This is a genomic window from Paractinoplanes pyxinae (genome assembly GCF_026626335.1).
Lineage (GTDB): Bacteria > Actinomycetota > Actinomycetes > Mycobacteriales > Micromonosporaceae > Actinoplanes > Actinoplanes pyxinae.
In genome coordinates this window covers 551,895-566,629 of the sequence record NZ_JAPNTZ010000005.1, presented here as the reverse complement: position 1 = coordinate 566,629, position 14,735 = coordinate 551,895, and the positions used below count along the sequence as shown (strand labels likewise).

General features: G+C 68.6%; 19 protein-coding genes. 15 read left to right on the top strand and 4 right to left on the bottom strand.

Translation table 11 applies throughout. The annotated features are described in order from the left end of the window. The first annotated feature begins 92 nt into the window (after window positions 1–92). Window positions 93–1,031 (top strand): exopolyphosphatase, encoded by a 939-nt coding sequence (locus tag OWR29_RS17000; protein WP_267563835.1) that lies wholly within the window; start codon window positions 93–95, stop codon window positions 1,029–1,031. 153 nt (window positions 1,032–1,184) lie between these two features. Here OWR29_RS17000 and OWR29_RS16995 read toward each other — a convergent pair whose 3' ends face one another. Continuing rightward, window positions 1,185–2,009: a DUF1775 domain-containing protein gene (locus tag OWR29_RS16995; protein ID WP_267563834.1), complete on the bottom strand. Its 825-nt coding sequence runs from the start codon at window positions 2,007–2,009 to the stop codon at window positions 1,185–1,187. A 70-nt stretch (window positions 2,010–2,079) separates the two neighbouring features. On the opposite strand from OWR29_RS16995, the gene OWR29_RS16990 reads away from it, so the two are divergent. From OWR29_RS16990 to OWR29_RS16975, 4 genes are all read left to right on the top strand, one after another. Beyond that, window positions 2,080–2,292 carry an RNA-binding S4 domain-containing protein gene (locus OWR29_RS16990; RefSeq protein ID WP_267563832.1) on the top strand — a complete coding sequence of 71 codons (213 nt, stop codon included), beginning with the start codon at window positions 2,080–2,082 and terminating at the stop codon, window positions 2,290–2,292. A gap of 156 nt (window positions 2,293–2,448) precedes the next feature. Next, entirely contained in the window at window positions 2,449–3,816 is a 1,368-nt protein-coding gene (locus tag OWR29_RS16985) for an ABC transporter substrate-binding protein (protein WP_267563831.1), read from the top strand. Next, on the top strand, window positions 3,813–4,772 hold the full coding sequence (locus OWR29_RS16980; protein ID WP_267563830.1) for a carbohydrate ABC transporter permease: 960 nt from the start codon (window positions 3,813–3,815) through the stop codon (window positions 4,770–4,772). The genes OWR29_RS16985 and OWR29_RS16980 overlap by 4 nt, the downstream gene beginning before the upstream one ends. Further along, window positions 4,769–5,629: a carbohydrate ABC transporter permease gene (locus OWR29_RS16975; RefSeq protein ID WP_267563829.1), complete on the top strand. Its 861-nt coding sequence runs from the start codon at window positions 4,769–4,771 to the stop codon at window positions 5,627–5,629. The genes OWR29_RS16980 and OWR29_RS16975 overlap by 4 nt, the downstream gene beginning before the upstream one ends. A 64-nt stretch (window positions 5,630–5,693) precedes the next feature. Here the strand turns inward: OWR29_RS16975 and OWR29_RS16970 are convergent, their stop codons facing one another. Next, window positions 5,694–6,242: a helix-turn-helix domain-containing protein gene (locus OWR29_RS16970; RefSeq protein WP_267563827.1), complete on the bottom strand. Its 549-nt coding sequence runs from the start codon at window positions 6,240–6,242 to the stop codon at window positions 5,694–5,696. A 109-nt stretch (window positions 6,243–6,351) separates the two neighbouring features. On the opposite strand from OWR29_RS16970, the gene OWR29_RS16965 reads away from it, so the two are divergent. Together OWR29_RS16965 and OWR29_RS16960 are read left to right on the top strand one after the other, a co-directional pair. Further along, window positions 6,352–6,645 carry a hypothetical protein gene (locus OWR29_RS16965; protein ID WP_267563826.1) on the top strand — a complete coding sequence of 98 codons (294 nt, stop codon included), beginning with the start codon at window positions 6,352–6,354 and terminating at the stop codon, window positions 6,643–6,645. Beyond that, on the top strand, window positions 6,642–7,568 hold the full coding sequence (locus OWR29_RS16960) for a hypothetical protein (protein ID WP_267563825.1): 927 nt from the start codon (window positions 6,642–6,644) through the stop codon (window positions 7,566–7,568). The genes OWR29_RS16965 and OWR29_RS16960 overlap by 4 nt, the downstream gene beginning before the upstream one ends. 7 nt (window positions 7,569–7,575) lie before the next feature. On the opposite strand, the gene OWR29_RS16955 is transcribed toward OWR29_RS16960, so the two are convergent. Beyond that, entirely contained in the window at window positions 7,576–8,436 is an 861-nt protein-coding gene (locus tag OWR29_RS16955) for a UbiA prenyltransferase family protein (protein WP_267563824.1), read from the bottom strand. 50 nt (window positions 8,437–8,486) lie between these two features. Here OWR29_RS16955 and OWR29_RS16950 point away from each other — a divergent pair, with 50 nt between their 5' ends. The 4 genes from OWR29_RS16950 to OWR29_RS16935 all read left to right on the top strand — a co-directional run bounded on the left by OWR29_RS16950 (window position 8,487) and on the right by OWR29_RS16935 (window position 11,174). After that, complete coding sequence (locus OWR29_RS16950) at window positions 8,487–9,389, top strand: serine hydrolase domain-containing protein (protein WP_267563823.1); 903 nt, start codon at window positions 8,487–8,489, stop codon at window positions 9,387–9,389. 14 nt (window positions 9,390–9,403) lie between these two features. Further along, window positions 9,404–9,889: a GNAT family N-acetyltransferase gene (locus OWR29_RS16945; RefSeq protein ID WP_267563881.1), complete on the top strand. Its 486-nt coding sequence runs from the start codon at window positions 9,404–9,406 to the stop codon at window positions 9,887–9,889. Beyond that, window positions 9,886–10,500, top strand: coding sequence for a ribonuclease FAU-1 family protein (locus OWR29_RS16940; protein ID WP_267563822.1), 615 nt, complete (start codon window positions 9,886–9,888; stop codon window positions 10,498–10,500). Before OWR29_RS16945 ends, OWR29_RS16940 begins: the two co-directional genes overlap by 4 nt. A 71-nt stretch (window positions 10,501–10,571) precedes the next feature. Further along, a complete protein-coding gene (locus OWR29_RS16935; protein WP_267563820.1) occupies window positions 10,572–11,174 on the top strand; it encodes a sigma factor in 603 nt (200 codons plus the stop codon). 40 nt (window positions 11,175–11,214) lie between these two features. Here OWR29_RS16935 and OWR29_RS16930 read toward each other — a convergent pair whose 3' ends face one another. After that, window positions 11,215–11,583 carry an FKBP-type peptidyl-prolyl cis-trans isomerase gene (locus tag OWR29_RS16930; RefSeq protein ID WP_267563819.1) on the bottom strand — a complete coding sequence of 123 codons (369 nt, stop codon included), beginning with the start codon at window positions 11,581–11,583 and terminating at the stop codon, window positions 11,215–11,217. A 106-nt stretch (window positions 11,584–11,689) separates the two neighbouring features. On the opposite strand from OWR29_RS16930, the gene OWR29_RS16925 reads away from it, so the two are divergent. The 4 genes from OWR29_RS16925 to OWR29_RS16910 all read left to right on the top strand — a co-directional run bounded on the left by OWR29_RS16925 (window position 11,690) and on the right by OWR29_RS16910 (window position 14,709). Next, entirely contained in the window at window positions 11,690–12,604 is a 915-nt protein-coding gene (locus OWR29_RS16925) for a lytic polysaccharide monooxygenase (protein WP_267563818.1), read from the top strand. 118 nt (window positions 12,605–12,722) lie between these two features. After that, on the top strand, window positions 12,723–12,965 hold the full coding sequence (locus OWR29_RS16920; RefSeq protein WP_267563817.1) for a hypothetical protein: 243 nt from the start codon (window positions 12,723–12,725) through the stop codon (window positions 12,963–12,965). An 11-nt stretch (window positions 12,966–12,976) separates the two neighbouring features. After that, window positions 12,977–14,371: a DUF4331 domain-containing protein gene (locus tag OWR29_RS16915; protein ID WP_267563815.1), complete on the top strand. Its 1,395-nt coding sequence runs from the start codon at window positions 12,977–12,979 to the stop codon at window positions 14,369–14,371. Continuing rightward, on the top strand, window positions 14,368–14,709 hold the full coding sequence (locus OWR29_RS16910; protein ID WP_267563814.1) for a phospholipase: 342 nt from the start codon (window positions 14,368–14,370) through the stop codon (window positions 14,707–14,709). The genes OWR29_RS16915 and OWR29_RS16910 overlap by 4 nt, the downstream gene beginning before the upstream one ends. The last annotated feature ends 26 nt before the right edge of the window (window positions 14,710–14,735 follow it).

Sequence of the window (14,735 nt, the reverse complement as noted above, 5' to 3'; positions counted from 1 at the left end):
GGCAAAACTCTACGCAGCGTTGGGCCGGAAAGGTTCACATCCATCCCCGGATGCGACCCGGGATACACCGACAAAAGTGGCAAACTATGGCAATGAAGTATCGGCTCGTGACCCGTAGCGACTTCGACGGCCTGGTCTGCGCGGTGCTGCTGCGGCACCTCGACATGATCGACGACATCAAGTTCGTCCACCCCAAGGACGTTCAGGACGGGGAGGTCGAGGTCACCGAGAACGACATCCTGACCAACCTGCCGTACGCCCCCGGCGCGCACATGGTCTTCGACCACCATCACTCGGAGACGCTGCGCAACGAGGGCAACCTCACCAACCACATCATCGACGCCGACGCGCCCTCGGCGGCCCGGGTGATCTACGACTACTACGGCGGTCAGGAGCGCTTCCCCGACGTCTCCAACGGCCTCATGTACGCCGTCGACCAGGCCGACTCGGCCGACTACGCGCTCGAGGACATCCTCGACCCGCAGGGCTGGTCGCTGCTGAACTTCCTGATGGACAGCCGTACCGGGCTCGGGCGTTTCCGCGACTTCCGGATCTCCAACTACGACCTCATGATGCAGCTCATCGACGCCTGCATCGCGCACAACGACGTCCGCGAGATCCTGGCCCTGCCCGACGTGGCCGAGCGGGCCGACCTCTACCGGGCGCAGCACGATCTCTTCGTCGAGCAGCTGAAGCGGGTCAGTCACGTCGACGGCGACGTGGTGGTGGTAGACCTTCGGAACGAGGACGTGATCCACGCCGGCAACCGCTTCATGGTGTACGCGTTGTTCCCCGAGGCGCGGGTGTCGGTGCACGTGATCTGGGGGCGGCAGAAGCTGAACACCGTGTTCGCCTGCGGGAAGTCGATCCTCGACCGCACCTCGCCGGTGGACGTGGGCGAGGTGATGCTGCGCTACGGCGGGGGCGGGCACATCGCGGCCGGCACGTGCCAGGTGCCGCACGATCAAGCTGAACGGGTTGAGCGCGAGATCGTCGAAGCGCTCCGGTCACCTCGTACGGTTTCCGTCTAGCCAGAGGTACTCGAGGGGCGGAAGAAAGATTCCTCCGCCCCTCGTCCACGGGTCGCGCGCCATGCCCAATGGCTCCACCCGCAGGTCGTGAGCCGCGCCCCACGCGCGTCATCACGACGGTGTCCCGCGTCCACCATCGCGGGAGTCTCGCTGTCAGCCCTTGTAGGCCCACTTGCTGGAGCCGCTGCCGGCCGTCACGGGCTCTTTCTCCTCGGCGGCGGGCTCTTCGGTGCTCTCGTCGTCGTCGATCGGCTCGGGCTCCTCGGCCCGGTGCCGGCCCCGCAGCATCATGATCGCGCCACCGGCCAGGGCCAGGGCGGCGACGATCCAGCCCGCGTACGTCCAGACCGAGCCGCCCCGGTCGGCGTCCTCGACGGCCTGCTTGAACAGCTCTTCCTCACCGGTCGCGGCGGTGCCGCCGCCGCCCGTCGCGCCGCCGTGACCGTGGCCGGAGGCCTGCCCGCCGGTCGGGTCGGGGGTCAGCGCCAGGGTCACCGGGGGAACGGCCGGGCCGGGCTTGCCGTCCGCGGTCGTCGTCACGACGTCCATCTGGATCGAGCTGAGCGTCGGCAGCGGCCCGACCGCGAGGGTCAGCTCGGTGCTCTTGCCGGGGGCCAGGTCTTTGCCGGGCATGGCCAGCCAGGTGATCGACGCCGCGGTCTCGGTGGCCGGCGCGCCGCCGTGGATGGTGGCCAGCGGCGTGGCCAGGTCGCGCATCGCGATCTGCGGCGCCCAGTTCTCGACCGACAGCGGGTACGCCTCGGCCAGCGGGGTGTCGTCGCGGAACTTCAGCGTGATCTTGCGAACCGGCTGGGCCCCGTCGTTGGTGTACTTGAGGGTCAGGTTCTGCCCGCTGCCCTGGACGGCTGTCGCCGGCGACACCGTCGCGTCGGCCAGGGCCGGGGTGGCGACGAGCGCGCCGAGAGCGGCGGCGGCGACCGGTACGCCCGCGCGGCGGGCCAGCTGAAAGTGCCTCACGGGGGGTAGTTCGGATCACAGGCGGCAAAGGTTCAACGCTCATAGAAAAGTTTTGCCGCATGATGGCGGGATGCGTGACGTGCCGATCGACGGCGACATGATCAGACTCGGACAGTTCCTCAAGCTGGCCGACCTCATCGACACCGGTGGCGAGGGCAAGGTCCTCATCGCCTCCGGGGACGTTTCGGTCAACGGCGAGGTCGACACCCGCCGCGGCCGCCAGCTGCATCCGGGCGACGTCGTCGAGGTCTTCGGCAACCAGGCCCGGGTGGCGTCCACCTAGGACGTTCAGGGGAAAGCGTGCGTGCCCGTTTGTCTGACCGAGCGTGACGAACGGTTGACATCCTGTCGATCTCAGGCATGTACTGATGCCGGATGTTACCGGCGTCACAGCATTGGGTAGTGCCGCTGGACCAGCACGCCTCGCCGGGGAGGCCCTATGTCACGCAGGCACACACGCGCCGTGCTCGCCGCCGCCGCCACGTTCGTGCTCACCCTCAGCGGGTGCGCCGGATGGGGTGGCGGGCCAGGGGGTGGCGGACCGAACAGAATCAACGTCCTGATGGTGAACAACCCGCAGATGATCGATCTGCAGCGGCTCACCGCCGACAACTTCACCAAAGAGACCGGGATCAACGTCAACTTCACGGTCCTGCCCGAGAACGACGTCCGCGACAAGATCAGCCAGGAGTTCTCCAGCCAGGCCGGGCAGTACGACGTGGCCTCGCTGAGCAACTTCGAGATCCCCATCTACGCCAAGTCGAAGTGGATCGCGCCGCTCGACGACTACGTCGCCGCCGACACCCAGTTCGACCAGGACGACATCCTCAAGCCGATGACGCAGTCGCTGACCGCCGACGACGGGAAGCTGTACGGGGAGCCGTTCTACGGGGAGTCGTCGTTCCTGATGTACCGCAAGGACGTCCTCGAGCAGAACAACGTGCAGATGCCCGAGAAGCCGACCTGGCAGCAGGTGGCCGACATCGCCGCCCAGGTCGACAACAAGCAGCCCGGCATGCGCGGCATCTGCCTGCGCGGCCAGCCCGGCTGGGGTCAGATCTTCGCCCCGCTGACCACGGTGGTGAACACCTTCGGCGGCACCTGGTTCGAGCAGGACTGGACGCCCAAGGTCGACGGGCCCGAGTTCACCGAGGCCACCAAGTTCTACGTCGACCTCGTGCGCGCGCACGGCGAGAACGGCGCCCCGCAGGCCGGCTTCACCGAGTGCCTGAACAACCTGATCCAGGGCAACGTGGCGATGTGGTACGACGCGACCAGCGCCGCCGGCTCGCTCGAGGCCGACGACTCGCCGGTCAAGGGCAAGATCGGGTACGCCCCGGCCCCCGTGGTCAAGACCGACAGCTCAGGTTGGCTGTACGCGTGGTCGTGGAGCATCCAGCAGGCCAGCAGCAAGAAGGACAGCGCCTGGAAGTTCATCTCGTGGGCCTCCAGCAAGCAGTACGAGGAACTGGTCGGCCAGCAGGTCGGCTGGTCCAGCGTCCCGGCCGGCAAGCGCGCCTCGACGTACGAGAACCAGGACTACCTCAGCGTGGCGTCGTCGTTCGCCGAGCCCACCAAGGCCGCCATCGAGGCCGCCGACCCGCGCAACCCGGGCGTGCAGCCGCGGCCCGCGATCGGCATCCAGTTCATCGACATCCCCGAGTTCACCGACCTCGGCACCCAGGTGTCGCAGTACGTGAGCTCGTCGATCGCCGGCCAGATGAGCGTCGACGAGGCCCTGGAACGGGGGCAGCGACTAGCTGAGGACGTCGCCGAGCGCTACCAGTCCCGTGAGGAGGGTCAATGACATCCGTCGCCGAACAGGCCGGGACACAGACCGAGGCCCCGAGACCGTCGCCGGGAGTCGCCCGCAAGGCCTCGGCCTGGGCTCGCCGCGCGCCGCTGCTGCCCGCGCTGATCTTCATGATCATCGTGACCCAGCTGCCGTTCGTGGCCACCCTGGTCATCTCGTTCATGGACTGGAACGCGTACTACCCCGACGAGCGCGGCTTCGCCGGGTTCGACAACTTCGTGCGCGTCTTCACCGACGTCAACATGCGCGACGCCGTGTGGACGACGATCCTGCTCACCGCCGGGGTCGTGCTCATCAGCCTCGTACTCGGTCTGGGAATCGCCCTTCTGCTCGACCGCAAGTTCCGCGGCCGGGGCGCGGTGCGCACGATGATGATCGCGCCGTTCCTGGTCGTGCCGGTGGCGGCCGCGCTGATCTGGAAGCACGCGCTCTACAACCCCGAGTACGGCCTGTTCAACGGCGCGCTCACCTGGGTCTGGGGGCTGTTCGGCTCGGACAACCCGCCGCAGCCGGACTGGATCAGCAACATGCCGCTGTGGGCGGTCATCTTCTCGCTGGTCTGGCAGTGGACGCCGTTCATGATGCTGATCCTGCTGGCCGGCCTGCAGGGACGCCCGCTCGACGTGATCGAGGCGGCCCGCATCGACGGCGCCAACAACTGGCAGATCTTCCGCAGCATGACGCTGCCCCACCTGCGGCAATATCTGGAACTGGGTGCGCTGCTCGGCTCCATCTACATCGTGCAGAACTTCGACGCGGTCTTCACGATCACGTCCGGCGGTCTGGGCACGGCCAACCTGCCGTACACGATCTACCAGATCTTCTACCAGGCCCACGACTACGGCCGGGCGTCCGCCGCCGCCGTCATCGTCGTCATCGGCACCATCATCATCGCGACGTTCGCCCTGCGTACGGTGTCGTCGCTCTTCAAGGAGGAGGGTCGCCGATGACCGCCACCGCTGTGCGCACCGCACCGCCCGGGCAGAAGAAGGAAGGCCGCGGCGGGGCCTGGCTCTCGCTGCTGGCCTGGGTGGTCGGCATCCTGTTCGTGCTGCCGGTGCTGTGGATGGTGCTGACCTCGTTCCACTCCGAGGCCAACGCCGCCCAGAACCCGCCCGCCGTCTTCGCACCCCTGACGCTGGAGGGCTACCGCGAGTTCTTCAGCGGCGGCGCCTCCCCGTGGCCGCCGCTGCTCAACTCGCTCACCGCCAGCATCGTCTCGACCGCGGTGGTGCTGCTGCTGGCCATTCCGGCCGCGTACGCCCTGAGCATCAAGCCGGTGCGCAAGTGGAGCGACACGCTCTTCTTCTTCCTGTCCACCAAGATGCTGCCCGTCGTGGCCGGCCTGCTGCCGCTCTACCTGTTCGCCCAGTACGCCGGCCTGCTCGACAACATCTGGCTGCTCATCATCTTCTACACCTCGATGAACCTGCCGATCGCGGTGTGGATGATGCGCTCGTTCCTGTCCGAGGTCCCCGTCGAGATGCTGGAGGCCGCCTCGGTCGACGGCGCCGGCCTGGTCAAGACGCTGCGCTCGGTCATCGCGCCGGTCGTCATGCCCGGCATCGCCGCCACCGCGCTGATCTGCTTCATCTTCAGCTGGAACGAGCTGCTGTTCGCCCGCGTCCTCACGGCCACGGTGGCCGAGACCGCGCCGGTGTTCCTGACCAGCTTCGTCACCAGCCAGGGCCTGTTCCTGGCCCAGCTCTGCGCGGCCGCCTTCGTGGTCTCGCTGCCGGTGCTCGTGGCCGGCTTCGCCGCCCAGGACAAGCTTGTGCAGGGCCTGTCGCTGGGCTCGGTGAAGTAAAGCGTCAACTCCGCCCCCGATGAAAGGTGGCCGGTCCGTTGCCGGGACCGGCCACCCATCCGTCTCAGGGGTTCGGTTGCCCTTCGCCGGGCGGATGATCCTGCGGCCGGTACGGGCCATCGAGCCACCTGAGCAACGAGTCGGCCCGCAGCCGATAGTGCGCGCCGATCCGGTTGCCTGGAATCTGCTGCTGCCGAATTGCGGTGACAACGTCGTCCGACTGCACCTGAAGCAGGTTGGCGGCATTTTCGGGCGTCAGAACCATAGGGAAGCCGGCCGTGTACGGCGGTGTCGATGCCACCGAAGCCGGAACCGTCGCGATCGGCGTTTGGCTCGGGCCGGCGACCGGAGCCGGCGCCGGAGTGGCTGGCGTTGGCGGCGCGGCTGCAGCCGGAGGAGCCGGTGTGAGGGCTGTAGGTGAGCGCTTCGGCGTCGCCCGGCGGCGAGTGGATATCAGAATGACCAGGCCGATCGTTGCGACCCAGGCGGTCAGCACCAGGCCGACCTGCTTGAGCGTCACAGCAAGCAAGAAGAGCCATCCCAGCGAGAGTGCGCCCAGGAGCCACGGTGAAAAGGGCGGCCGCAAGGGCGGGGGCTCGCGGTCGTCTGGCATCCCGTCATCCTCGCTCAAACAAGTCCTGTTCGGAACGTAGCGACACGGATGATTACGTTCATGGCCGTCGTTCCGTAGCGTGGTCCCAGAGCTGAGAAAAGGGGCCGGCATGGCGAAGGGGCATGGCGTCGGGCGAGTCGTGCGGCGGCTGCTCAGCCTGGCGACACTACGCCAGTCCGACCCGGGCTACGGCTCGACAGAGATCGATATCACGTTGCAGCGGACGTGGCCCGCGAACTGGAAGGCGTTTCGGTGCCGACGGTGCGACGGGGTCAAATGGGCGGCATACGCCCCGACCTGTCTGGGTATCCGCGGTGCGCATCAGTGGGAGCCCGAGGAAATGAAGACGGCTAACAGCAGTACGGCAGGACCGGACACTCCCGAGCTCAAGATCCAGGAATGAGCACGCCGGATGTGTTGACGTTACGGATCGGCTCGCGATTCCTCATCGTCACGTTGTTTCCCAACCTCGTCTTCGCGTTGCTCATCGGAGCGTTGATGTTTGCTGGCGCACCGTCCCATCGGCCCGACTGGCACCGGCTCGAGCAACGTCTCCAAGACTTGTCTGTCGTCGGCGTCGTGCTTCTGGGTGTGTCAGTTCTGGCCTTCTCGGTGGCTCTGCACCCACTCAACTACACGCTCGTGCAATTGATGGAGGGCTACTGGCGCGGCTTGCCGTTCGGCGATCAGCTTCAGCGGTCTGCGGAGGCGCGAGGAAACCTGTATCGGCGTGAGCTGCGCCGCCGCGGCGCGAACGGCGCCGATGTCGCTGCCTTGCTGTACTGGCTCCCACCAGGCAACAATCCGGTTCGTCCGACCATGCTGGGCAACGTGCTGTTCGCGGGTGAGGTTCGAGCAGGCAGCCGATACGGATACTGGACCGAGGTTGTCTGGCCGAGGCTTATGCCGCTTCTATCCGACCAGATCCGAAGCCAGCTGGGTGATGCGCGAAATCAGCTGGATGCCGCCGCACGGCTGGCGAGTGTGGGTTTGCTTGGCGTTTTGACTACCACTCTGTTGTTGATCCAATACGACGTCTGGCTTCTGGTCGCGGTCGGCTGTTATCTGTTCGCATGGACCTCCTACCGGTCTGCGGTCGCCGCGGCAAGGCGCTTCAGTCAAGGCCTCGCAGTCGCTTTCGATCTGCACCATCTGGCGCTGTGGGATGCGTTGTCCCTCGACCGTCCAGCCGATCTCGATGTTGAGTACGAGACTCGCGCCGAACTTCTGACCAGATTGTTCCGGGACGAGCACGACCTGGAACCGGATGAACGCGCGACCTTCAAGTACCTGCCTCCTCCGCCGCCCTGTCCACCTTGCCCCTGACCGGCGCTCAGCCGACGATCGCCAAGGCGAATCCGGCGGTCGGGATGGCGAAGAACAGCGAGAGGATCGCCAGGCGGGGGATCGACGGGCGGCGGGTCAGAATTGCGTACGCGGTGACGAGCACGGGAATCGTCAGGAGCTGACCGGTCAGTGTGGACCGGGGGACGACGGTGTCGAGGGCGGCGCAGACGACGCTGATGGCGAGGGCCGCCGACCACAGGGCGACGCCCACCGCGTACGCCGGGCGGGCTCCGAAGCGTACGGCGAAGGTTCTGTCGCCCGCCTTCTCGTCGGCCGGCAGGTCGGTGACGGTGGTGGGCACGTAGAGGGCGGCCGCGAAGAGCACGCCGATCAGGCCCAGCGGCCACGGGAAGTCCCAGGGGTCGCGGGTGATCGACCAGCCCGCGGCCGGCGAGACCAAGCCGACGACCAGCGCGTTCACGGCGACGTCCCAGCCCGGGCGGGTCTTGAGGCGCAGCGGGGGAGCGCTGTACGCCCAGCCCAGCACCAGCACGCCGGCCACGCCCAGCACGAACAGCGGGCCCACCAACAGGGCGGCGACCAGGCAGGCCACAGCCATCCGGAAGTACCAGGTACGCAGCGTCCGCTCGTCGACGGCGCCGGTGACCAGGGGCGCCGTCGACTTGCGGGGGTTGGCGCGGTCGCTGGCCAGGTCGTGCCGGTCGTTCTGGGCCAGCACGGCGCCCCAGACCAGCGGCCCCAGCACCAGCAGGGCGACGAGCGCCCGGGGCAGGTCGGCCGGAACCCACTGCCGTCCGGCCAGCACCGTGCCGAGGTAGGCGGGCACCCACGACACGGGCCAGAACCAGGGCCGCGACACGGCGACCACGAGGGTGGCGGCTGTCATGACCAGATCCTCGGCCCGCCCCGCTGACAGGGCGCTGAGAACATGTCCTGATGAGGGATCGCGTACGGCGTACCGCGGAACTGCTCGGACCGAAGCGGGACCGCGTGGTCGTCGCCGCCGTCGCCGGCGACACCGTGGAGATCGTCGGGGACGCCGACGCGGTCTACGAGATCGGCTCGATCACGAAGGTGTTCACGTCGCTGGCCCTGGCCCGGCTGACCCTCGCCGGCGTGGTCGCGCTCGACGAGCCCCTCGCCGATCTCCTGCCGGCCGCGCCGCCCCGGATCCGGCTGCGGGACCTGGCCACGCACACCTCCGGGTTGCCTCGCCTGCCGACCGGCATGCTGCTTCCGGCTCTTCTGCGACCCGGGCGGCCTGACCCGTACGCCGGCTGCGATGCCGAATTCCTGCTGGCGGCCCTGCGGCGTACGCGATTGAAGGCCCCGGAATTCCGCTACTCCAACTTCGGGGTGGGACTGCTCGGGCTGGCCTTGTCGCGCCGGACCGGTTCGGGGTACGACGAACTGCTGCGGCCGGCCGGCCTGGACTCCACCGGCGTCTTCCTCCCGCCGATCCAGGGGCACAACGCCCGCGGCAAGCCCGTTCCGCCCTGGAATCTCGCCGACCTGGCCGGAGCGGGCGGACTGCGCTCGACGGCGGCGGACATGGTGACGTTCCTGCGCGCCCAGCTGGCGGCCGAGGACGAGGCCATCCGTTTCACCCGCTCGGTTCGGCATGAGATCAACCCGTACGCGTGGGTGCATCTGGGCTGGATGGGGCGCCGCCTGCCCGGCGGCCGGGAGCAGCTGTGGCACAACGGCGGCACTGGAGGTTTCTGCTCGTTCGCCGGCCTGGAACCGGCGCGCGGCGTGGCCGTGCTGGCCTTGAGCAACACGGCGCGCATGATGGACGGCCCCGCCCTCGAGCTGCTCACCGCGATGGGAGAAGACTGAGCGTCGTGCGCATCGTGTTGATCCGGGAGTTCGCCGAGTCCGACTGGGCTCAGGTGTGGCAGATCGTGCGGCCGGTGGTCCGCGCCGCGGACACGTTCACCTATGACCCGGGGATGACCGAACGGGAGGCCCGCGCCGTCTGGATCGAGGCGCCGCCGGGTGAGACGGTGGTGGCCGTCGACGGGGACGAGGTGCTGGGCACGGCCAAGGTGGGCACCAACCGGCCCGGCCCCGGCTCGCACGTGGCCACGGCCAGCTTCATGGTCGCCCCGGCCAGCCGTGGTCAGGGCGTGGGCACCGCCCTGGTGCGGTACGCGCTCGAGTGGGCCCGCCGTCGCCGGTACGCGGGAATGCAGTTCAACGCCGTGGCCGAGTCCAACAAGTCGGCGGTCGACCTCTACCTGCGCGAGGGCTTCACCATCGTCGGCACGGTGCCCGGGGCGTTCGCCCACCCGATTCACGGCCGCGTCGGGCTGCACATCATGTACGCGCCCCTATGACCTTTCTCTACCGTTACGGCCGCGACGGACGCACCCGGTTCGCCCGCACCGGCCGGGTCGTCGCCGACAACGCGGACGGCGTGACGCTGTGGATCGCCCCCGGCTCCCCGCAGATCGAGTCGGTGCTCGCGGACGGCCGCCCGCTGCGCTCAGTTTCCCTGGCCGAGCGCTGCGACCTGCCCCGCATCCGCCGCGAGACCACGTGGCGCGGACCCGGCATAGTCCAGTTCGCGCCCACCAAGGGCGAGTACTCGATCTCGTGGTTCTTCACCGACACCGGAGAGTTCCGGGGCTGGTACATCAACCTGGAATCCCAGCCCGTCCGCCACCGCCTGGGCCTGGACAGCACCGACCAGGCTCTCGATGTGTGGGTCACCCCCGACCGTGTGCCCCACTGGAAGGACGAGGACGAGTTCGCCTTCCTGACCGGCCGCCCGGGCCGCTGGACTCCGGCCGAGGCCGCCGCCATCCGCGCCACCGCCACCGAGCTGATCGCTCTCGCCACCGCCGCCGAGCCCCCGTTCGACGGCCGCTGGACCACCTTCCGCCCCGACCCCGCCTGGCCCGTGCCGGCGCTCTCACCCGATTGGGATGAGCCGCACCTGTCGTAGGCCACGGACCACGGGGTGGCCACGTGGTTTCCGGGGCGCGACCCACCGGGACGTACCGCGACGGTAGGACCGTGAGCGTTGGGGAGGCGGAGGTGTTCGTCGCGGCGCGGCCGCGGCTGATGGCGTTGGCCCTGCGGGTGCTGGGGGACCCGGGGGAGGCGCAGGACGTGGTGCAGGAGGCGTGGCTGCGCTGGCGGCGGGAGGACCGGTCGGGGGTGGTCAACGCGCCGGCTTTCCTCGCGACCACGACCACGCGGCTGGCCATCAATGTGGCCCAGTCGGCTCGGAAGCGGCGGGAGACGACGGCGGGGTCCTGGATGCCCGAGCCGGTCGACCGGGAGGCCGACCCGGCGGCCGAGGTGGAGCGGCACGACGCGCTCGACGGGGCGGTCCGGTTGATGCTGCAGAAGATGACGGCGGCCGAGCGGGCGGCCTACCTGCTGCGCAAGGCGTTCGACTACCCCTACCAGCGGATCGCCGAGATTCTGGAAGTCAGCGGGGACAGCGCCCGGCAGTTGGTGCGGCGGGCGCACGACGGGCTGGGCTCGGAGCGGCAGCGGCCGGTCGACGACGACGAACACCGGCGGCTCGTGCGACTCGTGCTGGTTGCCGCGCGTACGGGAAGTCTGGCCGAACTCGAGCAGGAGCTGAAGCCCCGACCGGGAAGGGCGTGACCGCGGCGCTGCCCGCGAGGGACAGCGCCACGGTGACGGGTCACTGCACGCCGAGCAGATCCACCACGAAGATCAGGGTCTCGTTCGGCTTGATGACGCCGCCGGCGCCGCGCGCGCCATAGCCCAGCTGCGGCGGGATGGTGAGCTTGCGGCGGCCGCCGACCTTCATGCCGACCACGCCCTGGTCCCAGCCGGCGATGACCTGGCCGCCGCCGAGCGGGAAGGCGAAGGGCTCGCCACGGTTGTAGGAGGCGTCGAACTCGCGGCCCGTCGAGTGCGCCACGCCCACGTAGTGCACGTTGACGTACTGGCCGGGCGTCGCCTCGGGCCCCTCGCCGACGGTGATGTCCTCGATCACGAGGTCGGCCGGGGGCGCGCCCTCGATCGGACCGACGTCGGGCTTGTCCATGGGAACTCCATTCGTTGACAGTCGAGCCCCATGCAATCACACGCCCCGTCACAGTCGGTGGCGGACGTGCTGAACGACTCACGCGGATTATCCGTACTGCACGGGCGTGAGGATTCATCGTCTGGCCGCCGCGGCACTGGCTGTGACCGCGGCTGCCGCTCTCGCGCCCGCCCCGGCCGAGGCGCACGGGGCGCCCACCACGCCGATCAGCCGCACCGCCGCCTGCGCGAACGGCGGCGAACAGACGGACGCCGCGGCCTGCCAGGCGGCCCGGAAGGCGAACGGCCGCAGCTTCGGCAAGTTCGACAACCTGCGCATCGCTAACGTCAACGGCAAGGATCGCCAAGTCGTGCCGGACGGGAAGCTGTGCAGCGGCGGGCTGGACGCGTTCCGCGGTCTCGACCTGCCGCGCGACGACTTCCCGGCCACCAAGGTCACCTCGGGCAAGACCTTGACCATCCGCTACCGGGCGACGATTCCGCACGCGGGCGAGTTCCGGGTCTTCCTGACCAAGGCCGGGTACGACCCCACGGAGCGACTGAGGTGGGCCGACCTCGGCAGCAAGCCGCTCGTGTCGGTCACCGACCCGGCGCTGGAGGACGGCGCGTACGAGTTGAAGGCGAAGCTGCCCGAGCGGACCGGCCGCCACATCCTCTACATCGTCTGGGAGACGTCGAGCACCCCTGACACGTACTACTCGTGCTCGGACCTCACTTTCCCGGCGGCCGCGAAGGCGGCCGAGAAAGCAGCGACGCCACCGAAAGCGACAAAAGCCACCGAAGCCACTCAAGCCCCGAAAGCGCGACCTGCTGCGAAAGCGAAGAGCGTAGCCCCCGCGATCGTGAAGGCAACGGCCAAGCCTGTCGCCCCTCGGAAGACGCAAGCGATCCAACCGGTGAGTGACAACAGCCGAGTCACCCTCGGTCACTGGATAGTCGCCGCCGCCCTCCTTCTGGGAATCGGTGCGGCGGCCTGGGCAGGCACGGGATCAATTCTTCGCAGACGCCGCGAAAACCGTTGAACCGCAACGGTTCGCGCCTCGTACTGATGGTCGTCGACATCGCAAGCAGGTCCGTTCCTCCCCCCAAGGAAACACGAAAGGCCGAGCAATGAGGCGAGTTCGTTACGGTCACCAGGGTGTGAACCGGCGTCGCGTCCTGGCGATCGCCGCCACCGCGGGTGTCGGTGTCTCGGTGGCCGGCGTGGCCGGTCTGAGCCTGGCCGGCGAGTCCGGCGGCGAGGCCCCCAAGGGCGCCGGTCCGCTGGTCCTGTCGCTGCGCGACGCCGAGAAGGGCACGTTTGACGTGTTCGTCGGCGGCTCCAAGAGCACGCTCACCGACAAGAAGCTCGCCGCCAAGCTGCTCAAGTCGGCGAAGGGCTGAGGGGGAACCGCATGTCATCGCACCGCGAAGCGCCCGAGATCAGCAAGGATCCGGTGGCCGACAGCTCCGATCTGTACGCGTTCGTCAGCCCGGACGACCCGGACACCGTGACGATCATCGCGAACTACGTCCCGCTGCAGCTGCCGGCCAGCGGCCCCAACTTCTTCGAGTTCGGCGACGACGTCCTGTACGAGATCCACGTCGACTCGAACGGCGACGCCCGCCCCGACCTGACGTACCAGTTCCGGTTCCGCACCGAGCTGCGCAACGAGAAGACGTTCCTCTACAACACGGGGCCGATCGACGCGCTGGACAGCGAGAACTGGAACCGGCGCCAGTTCTATTCGGTCACCAAGGTCGACGCGTACGGCAAGAGCACCGTACTGGCCAAGAAGTTGCCCTGCCCGCCCTGCAACGTGGGCAAGCTGTCCATCCCGGACTACGACGCCCTGGCTGCCGACGCCGTGGCCAAGCTGAAGACGGGCGAGAAGGTCTTCGCCGGTCAGCGGGCCGACGCGTTCTTCGTCGACCTGGGCGCCATCTTCGACCTCGGCACCCTGCGCCCCTTCCAGGACAAGCACCTGGTCGGCTCGACGCTGTTCAATTACGCGGGCAAGGCGGTCAACGCCACCGACAAGCTCAACGTGCACAGCATCGCGATTCAAGTTCCTCTTTCCGCCGTACGCCGTGACGGTAAGAAGAAGGTGCGTGGGCGCGACCCCGAGGCGGTCATCGGCGTGTGGACGTCGGCCAGCCGGCGTCAGGTGCAGGTGCGTAACGGCGACAAGAAGAACGACGACGTCGTGGTCGGCCCGCAGGTGCAGGTCTCGCGTCTCGGCAACCCGCTGTTCAACGAGGTCATCGTGCCGATGGCCGAGAAGGACAAGTGGAACAGCCTGTCCCCGGCCGAGGACAAGCGCTTCGCCCAGTTCGTCGAGAAGCCCGAGCTGCAGACGCTGCTGCCGGTGCTCTACCCGGGCCTGTTCGACAACCTGGCCGCCCGCGACAAGAAGGACAAGGCCCGCGCCGACCTGGTGGCGATCCTGCTCACCGGCATCCCGGACGGGGTCATCGAGAACTTCCAGAACAACACCGGCGAGGTGCAGGCCGACATGCTGCGCCTGAACACCGCCGTGCCGCCGGCCAAGGAGCCGAGCAAGTTCGGGATCCTCGGCGGCGACCTGGCCGGCTTCCCGAACGGGCGGCGCATCGCCGACGACGTCGTCTCGATCTCGATCCGGGCCATCGCGGGCGCGACGCTGCCGCTGGTCGAGAAGGACTTCAAGCCGGACGCGGCGGCGACGCTGGTCGAGCAGGGCCTCAGCATCAAGGACGCGAGCGCCCCGCTGCTCAAGAAGTTCCCCTACCTCGGCACGCCCTTCGACGGATTCGGTAACCCCTCATGAACCACGAGCACTCCTGGCACAGCATGACCCCTTCCGGGCAGGGCACCGTCATGCTCAACATCGGGGCCGGAATCGGCGCGCTGATCATCAACACGCCCGGCGGCATGCACGGGCGCGAAATCGAGGTCAGCCCGGTCGAGGACCCGACCCGGCGCACGCACGCGGCCGTGCGCGCCCGCTACGTATGGGGCGGGGTCTGCTTCAGCGTCGTGCTCGACAGCCTGCCCGAGGGCCGCTACACCGTCTGGGACAACCCGGTCACGCCGCTGGGCGAGATCGATGTGCCCGGCGGGGCGGTCGCCGAGTTCACCTGGCCGATGGCTTCCGTCCCCGTTTAGGCGGTCGCCGGGTCTAGGGTGGACGC

Coding starts and splice junctions, on each gene's coding strand:
- OWR29_RS17000 (WP_267563835.1), top strand. CDS start 93: ATGAAGTATCGGCTCGTGACCCGTAGCGACTTCGACGGCCTGGTCTGC.
- OWR29_RS16990 (WP_267563832.1), top strand. CDS start 2,080: ATGCGTGACGTGCCGATCGACGGCGACATGATCAGACTCGGACAGTTC.
- OWR29_RS16985 (WP_267563831.1), top strand. CDS start 2,449: ATGTCACGCAGGCACACACGCGCCGTGCTCGCCGCCGCCGCCACGTTC.
- OWR29_RS16980 (WP_267563830.1), top strand. CDS start 3,813: ATGACATCCGTCGCCGAACAGGCCGGGACACAGACCGAGGCCCCGAGA.
- OWR29_RS16975 (WP_267563829.1), top strand. CDS start 4,769: ATGACCGCCACCGCTGTGCGCACCGCACCGCCCGGGCAGAAGAAGGAA.
- OWR29_RS16970 (WP_267563827.1), bottom strand. CDS start 6,242: ATGCCAGACGACCGCGAGCCCCCGCCCTTGCGGCCGCCCTTTTCACCG.
- OWR29_RS16965 (WP_267563826.1), top strand. CDS start 6,352: ATGGCGAAGGGGCATGGCGTCGGGCGAGTCGTGCGGCGGCTGCTCAGC.
- OWR29_RS16960 (WP_267563825.1), top strand. CDS start 6,642: ATGAGCACGCCGGATGTGTTGACGTTACGGATCGGCTCGCGATTCCTC.
- OWR29_RS16955 (WP_267563824.1), bottom strand. CDS start 8,436: ATGACAGCCGCCACCCTCGTGGTCGCCGTGTCGCGGCCCTGGTTCTGG.
- OWR29_RS16950 (WP_267563823.1), top strand. CDS start 8,487: ATGAGGGATCGCGTACGGCGTACCGCGGAACTGCTCGGACCGAAGCGG.
- OWR29_RS16940 (WP_267563822.1), top strand. CDS start 9,886: ATGACCTTTCTCTACCGTTACGGCCGCGACGGACGCACCCGGTTCGCC.
- OWR29_RS16930 (WP_267563819.1), bottom strand. CDS start 11,583: ATGGACAAGCCCGACGTCGGTCCGATCGAGGGCGCGCCCCCGGCCGAC.
- OWR29_RS16915 (WP_267563815.1), top strand. CDS start 12,977: ATGTCATCGCACCGCGAAGCGCCCGAGATCAGCAAGGATCCGGTGGCC.
- OWR29_RS16910 (WP_267563814.1), top strand. CDS start 14,368: ATGAACCACGAGCACTCCTGGCACAGCATGACCCCTTCCGGGCAGGGC.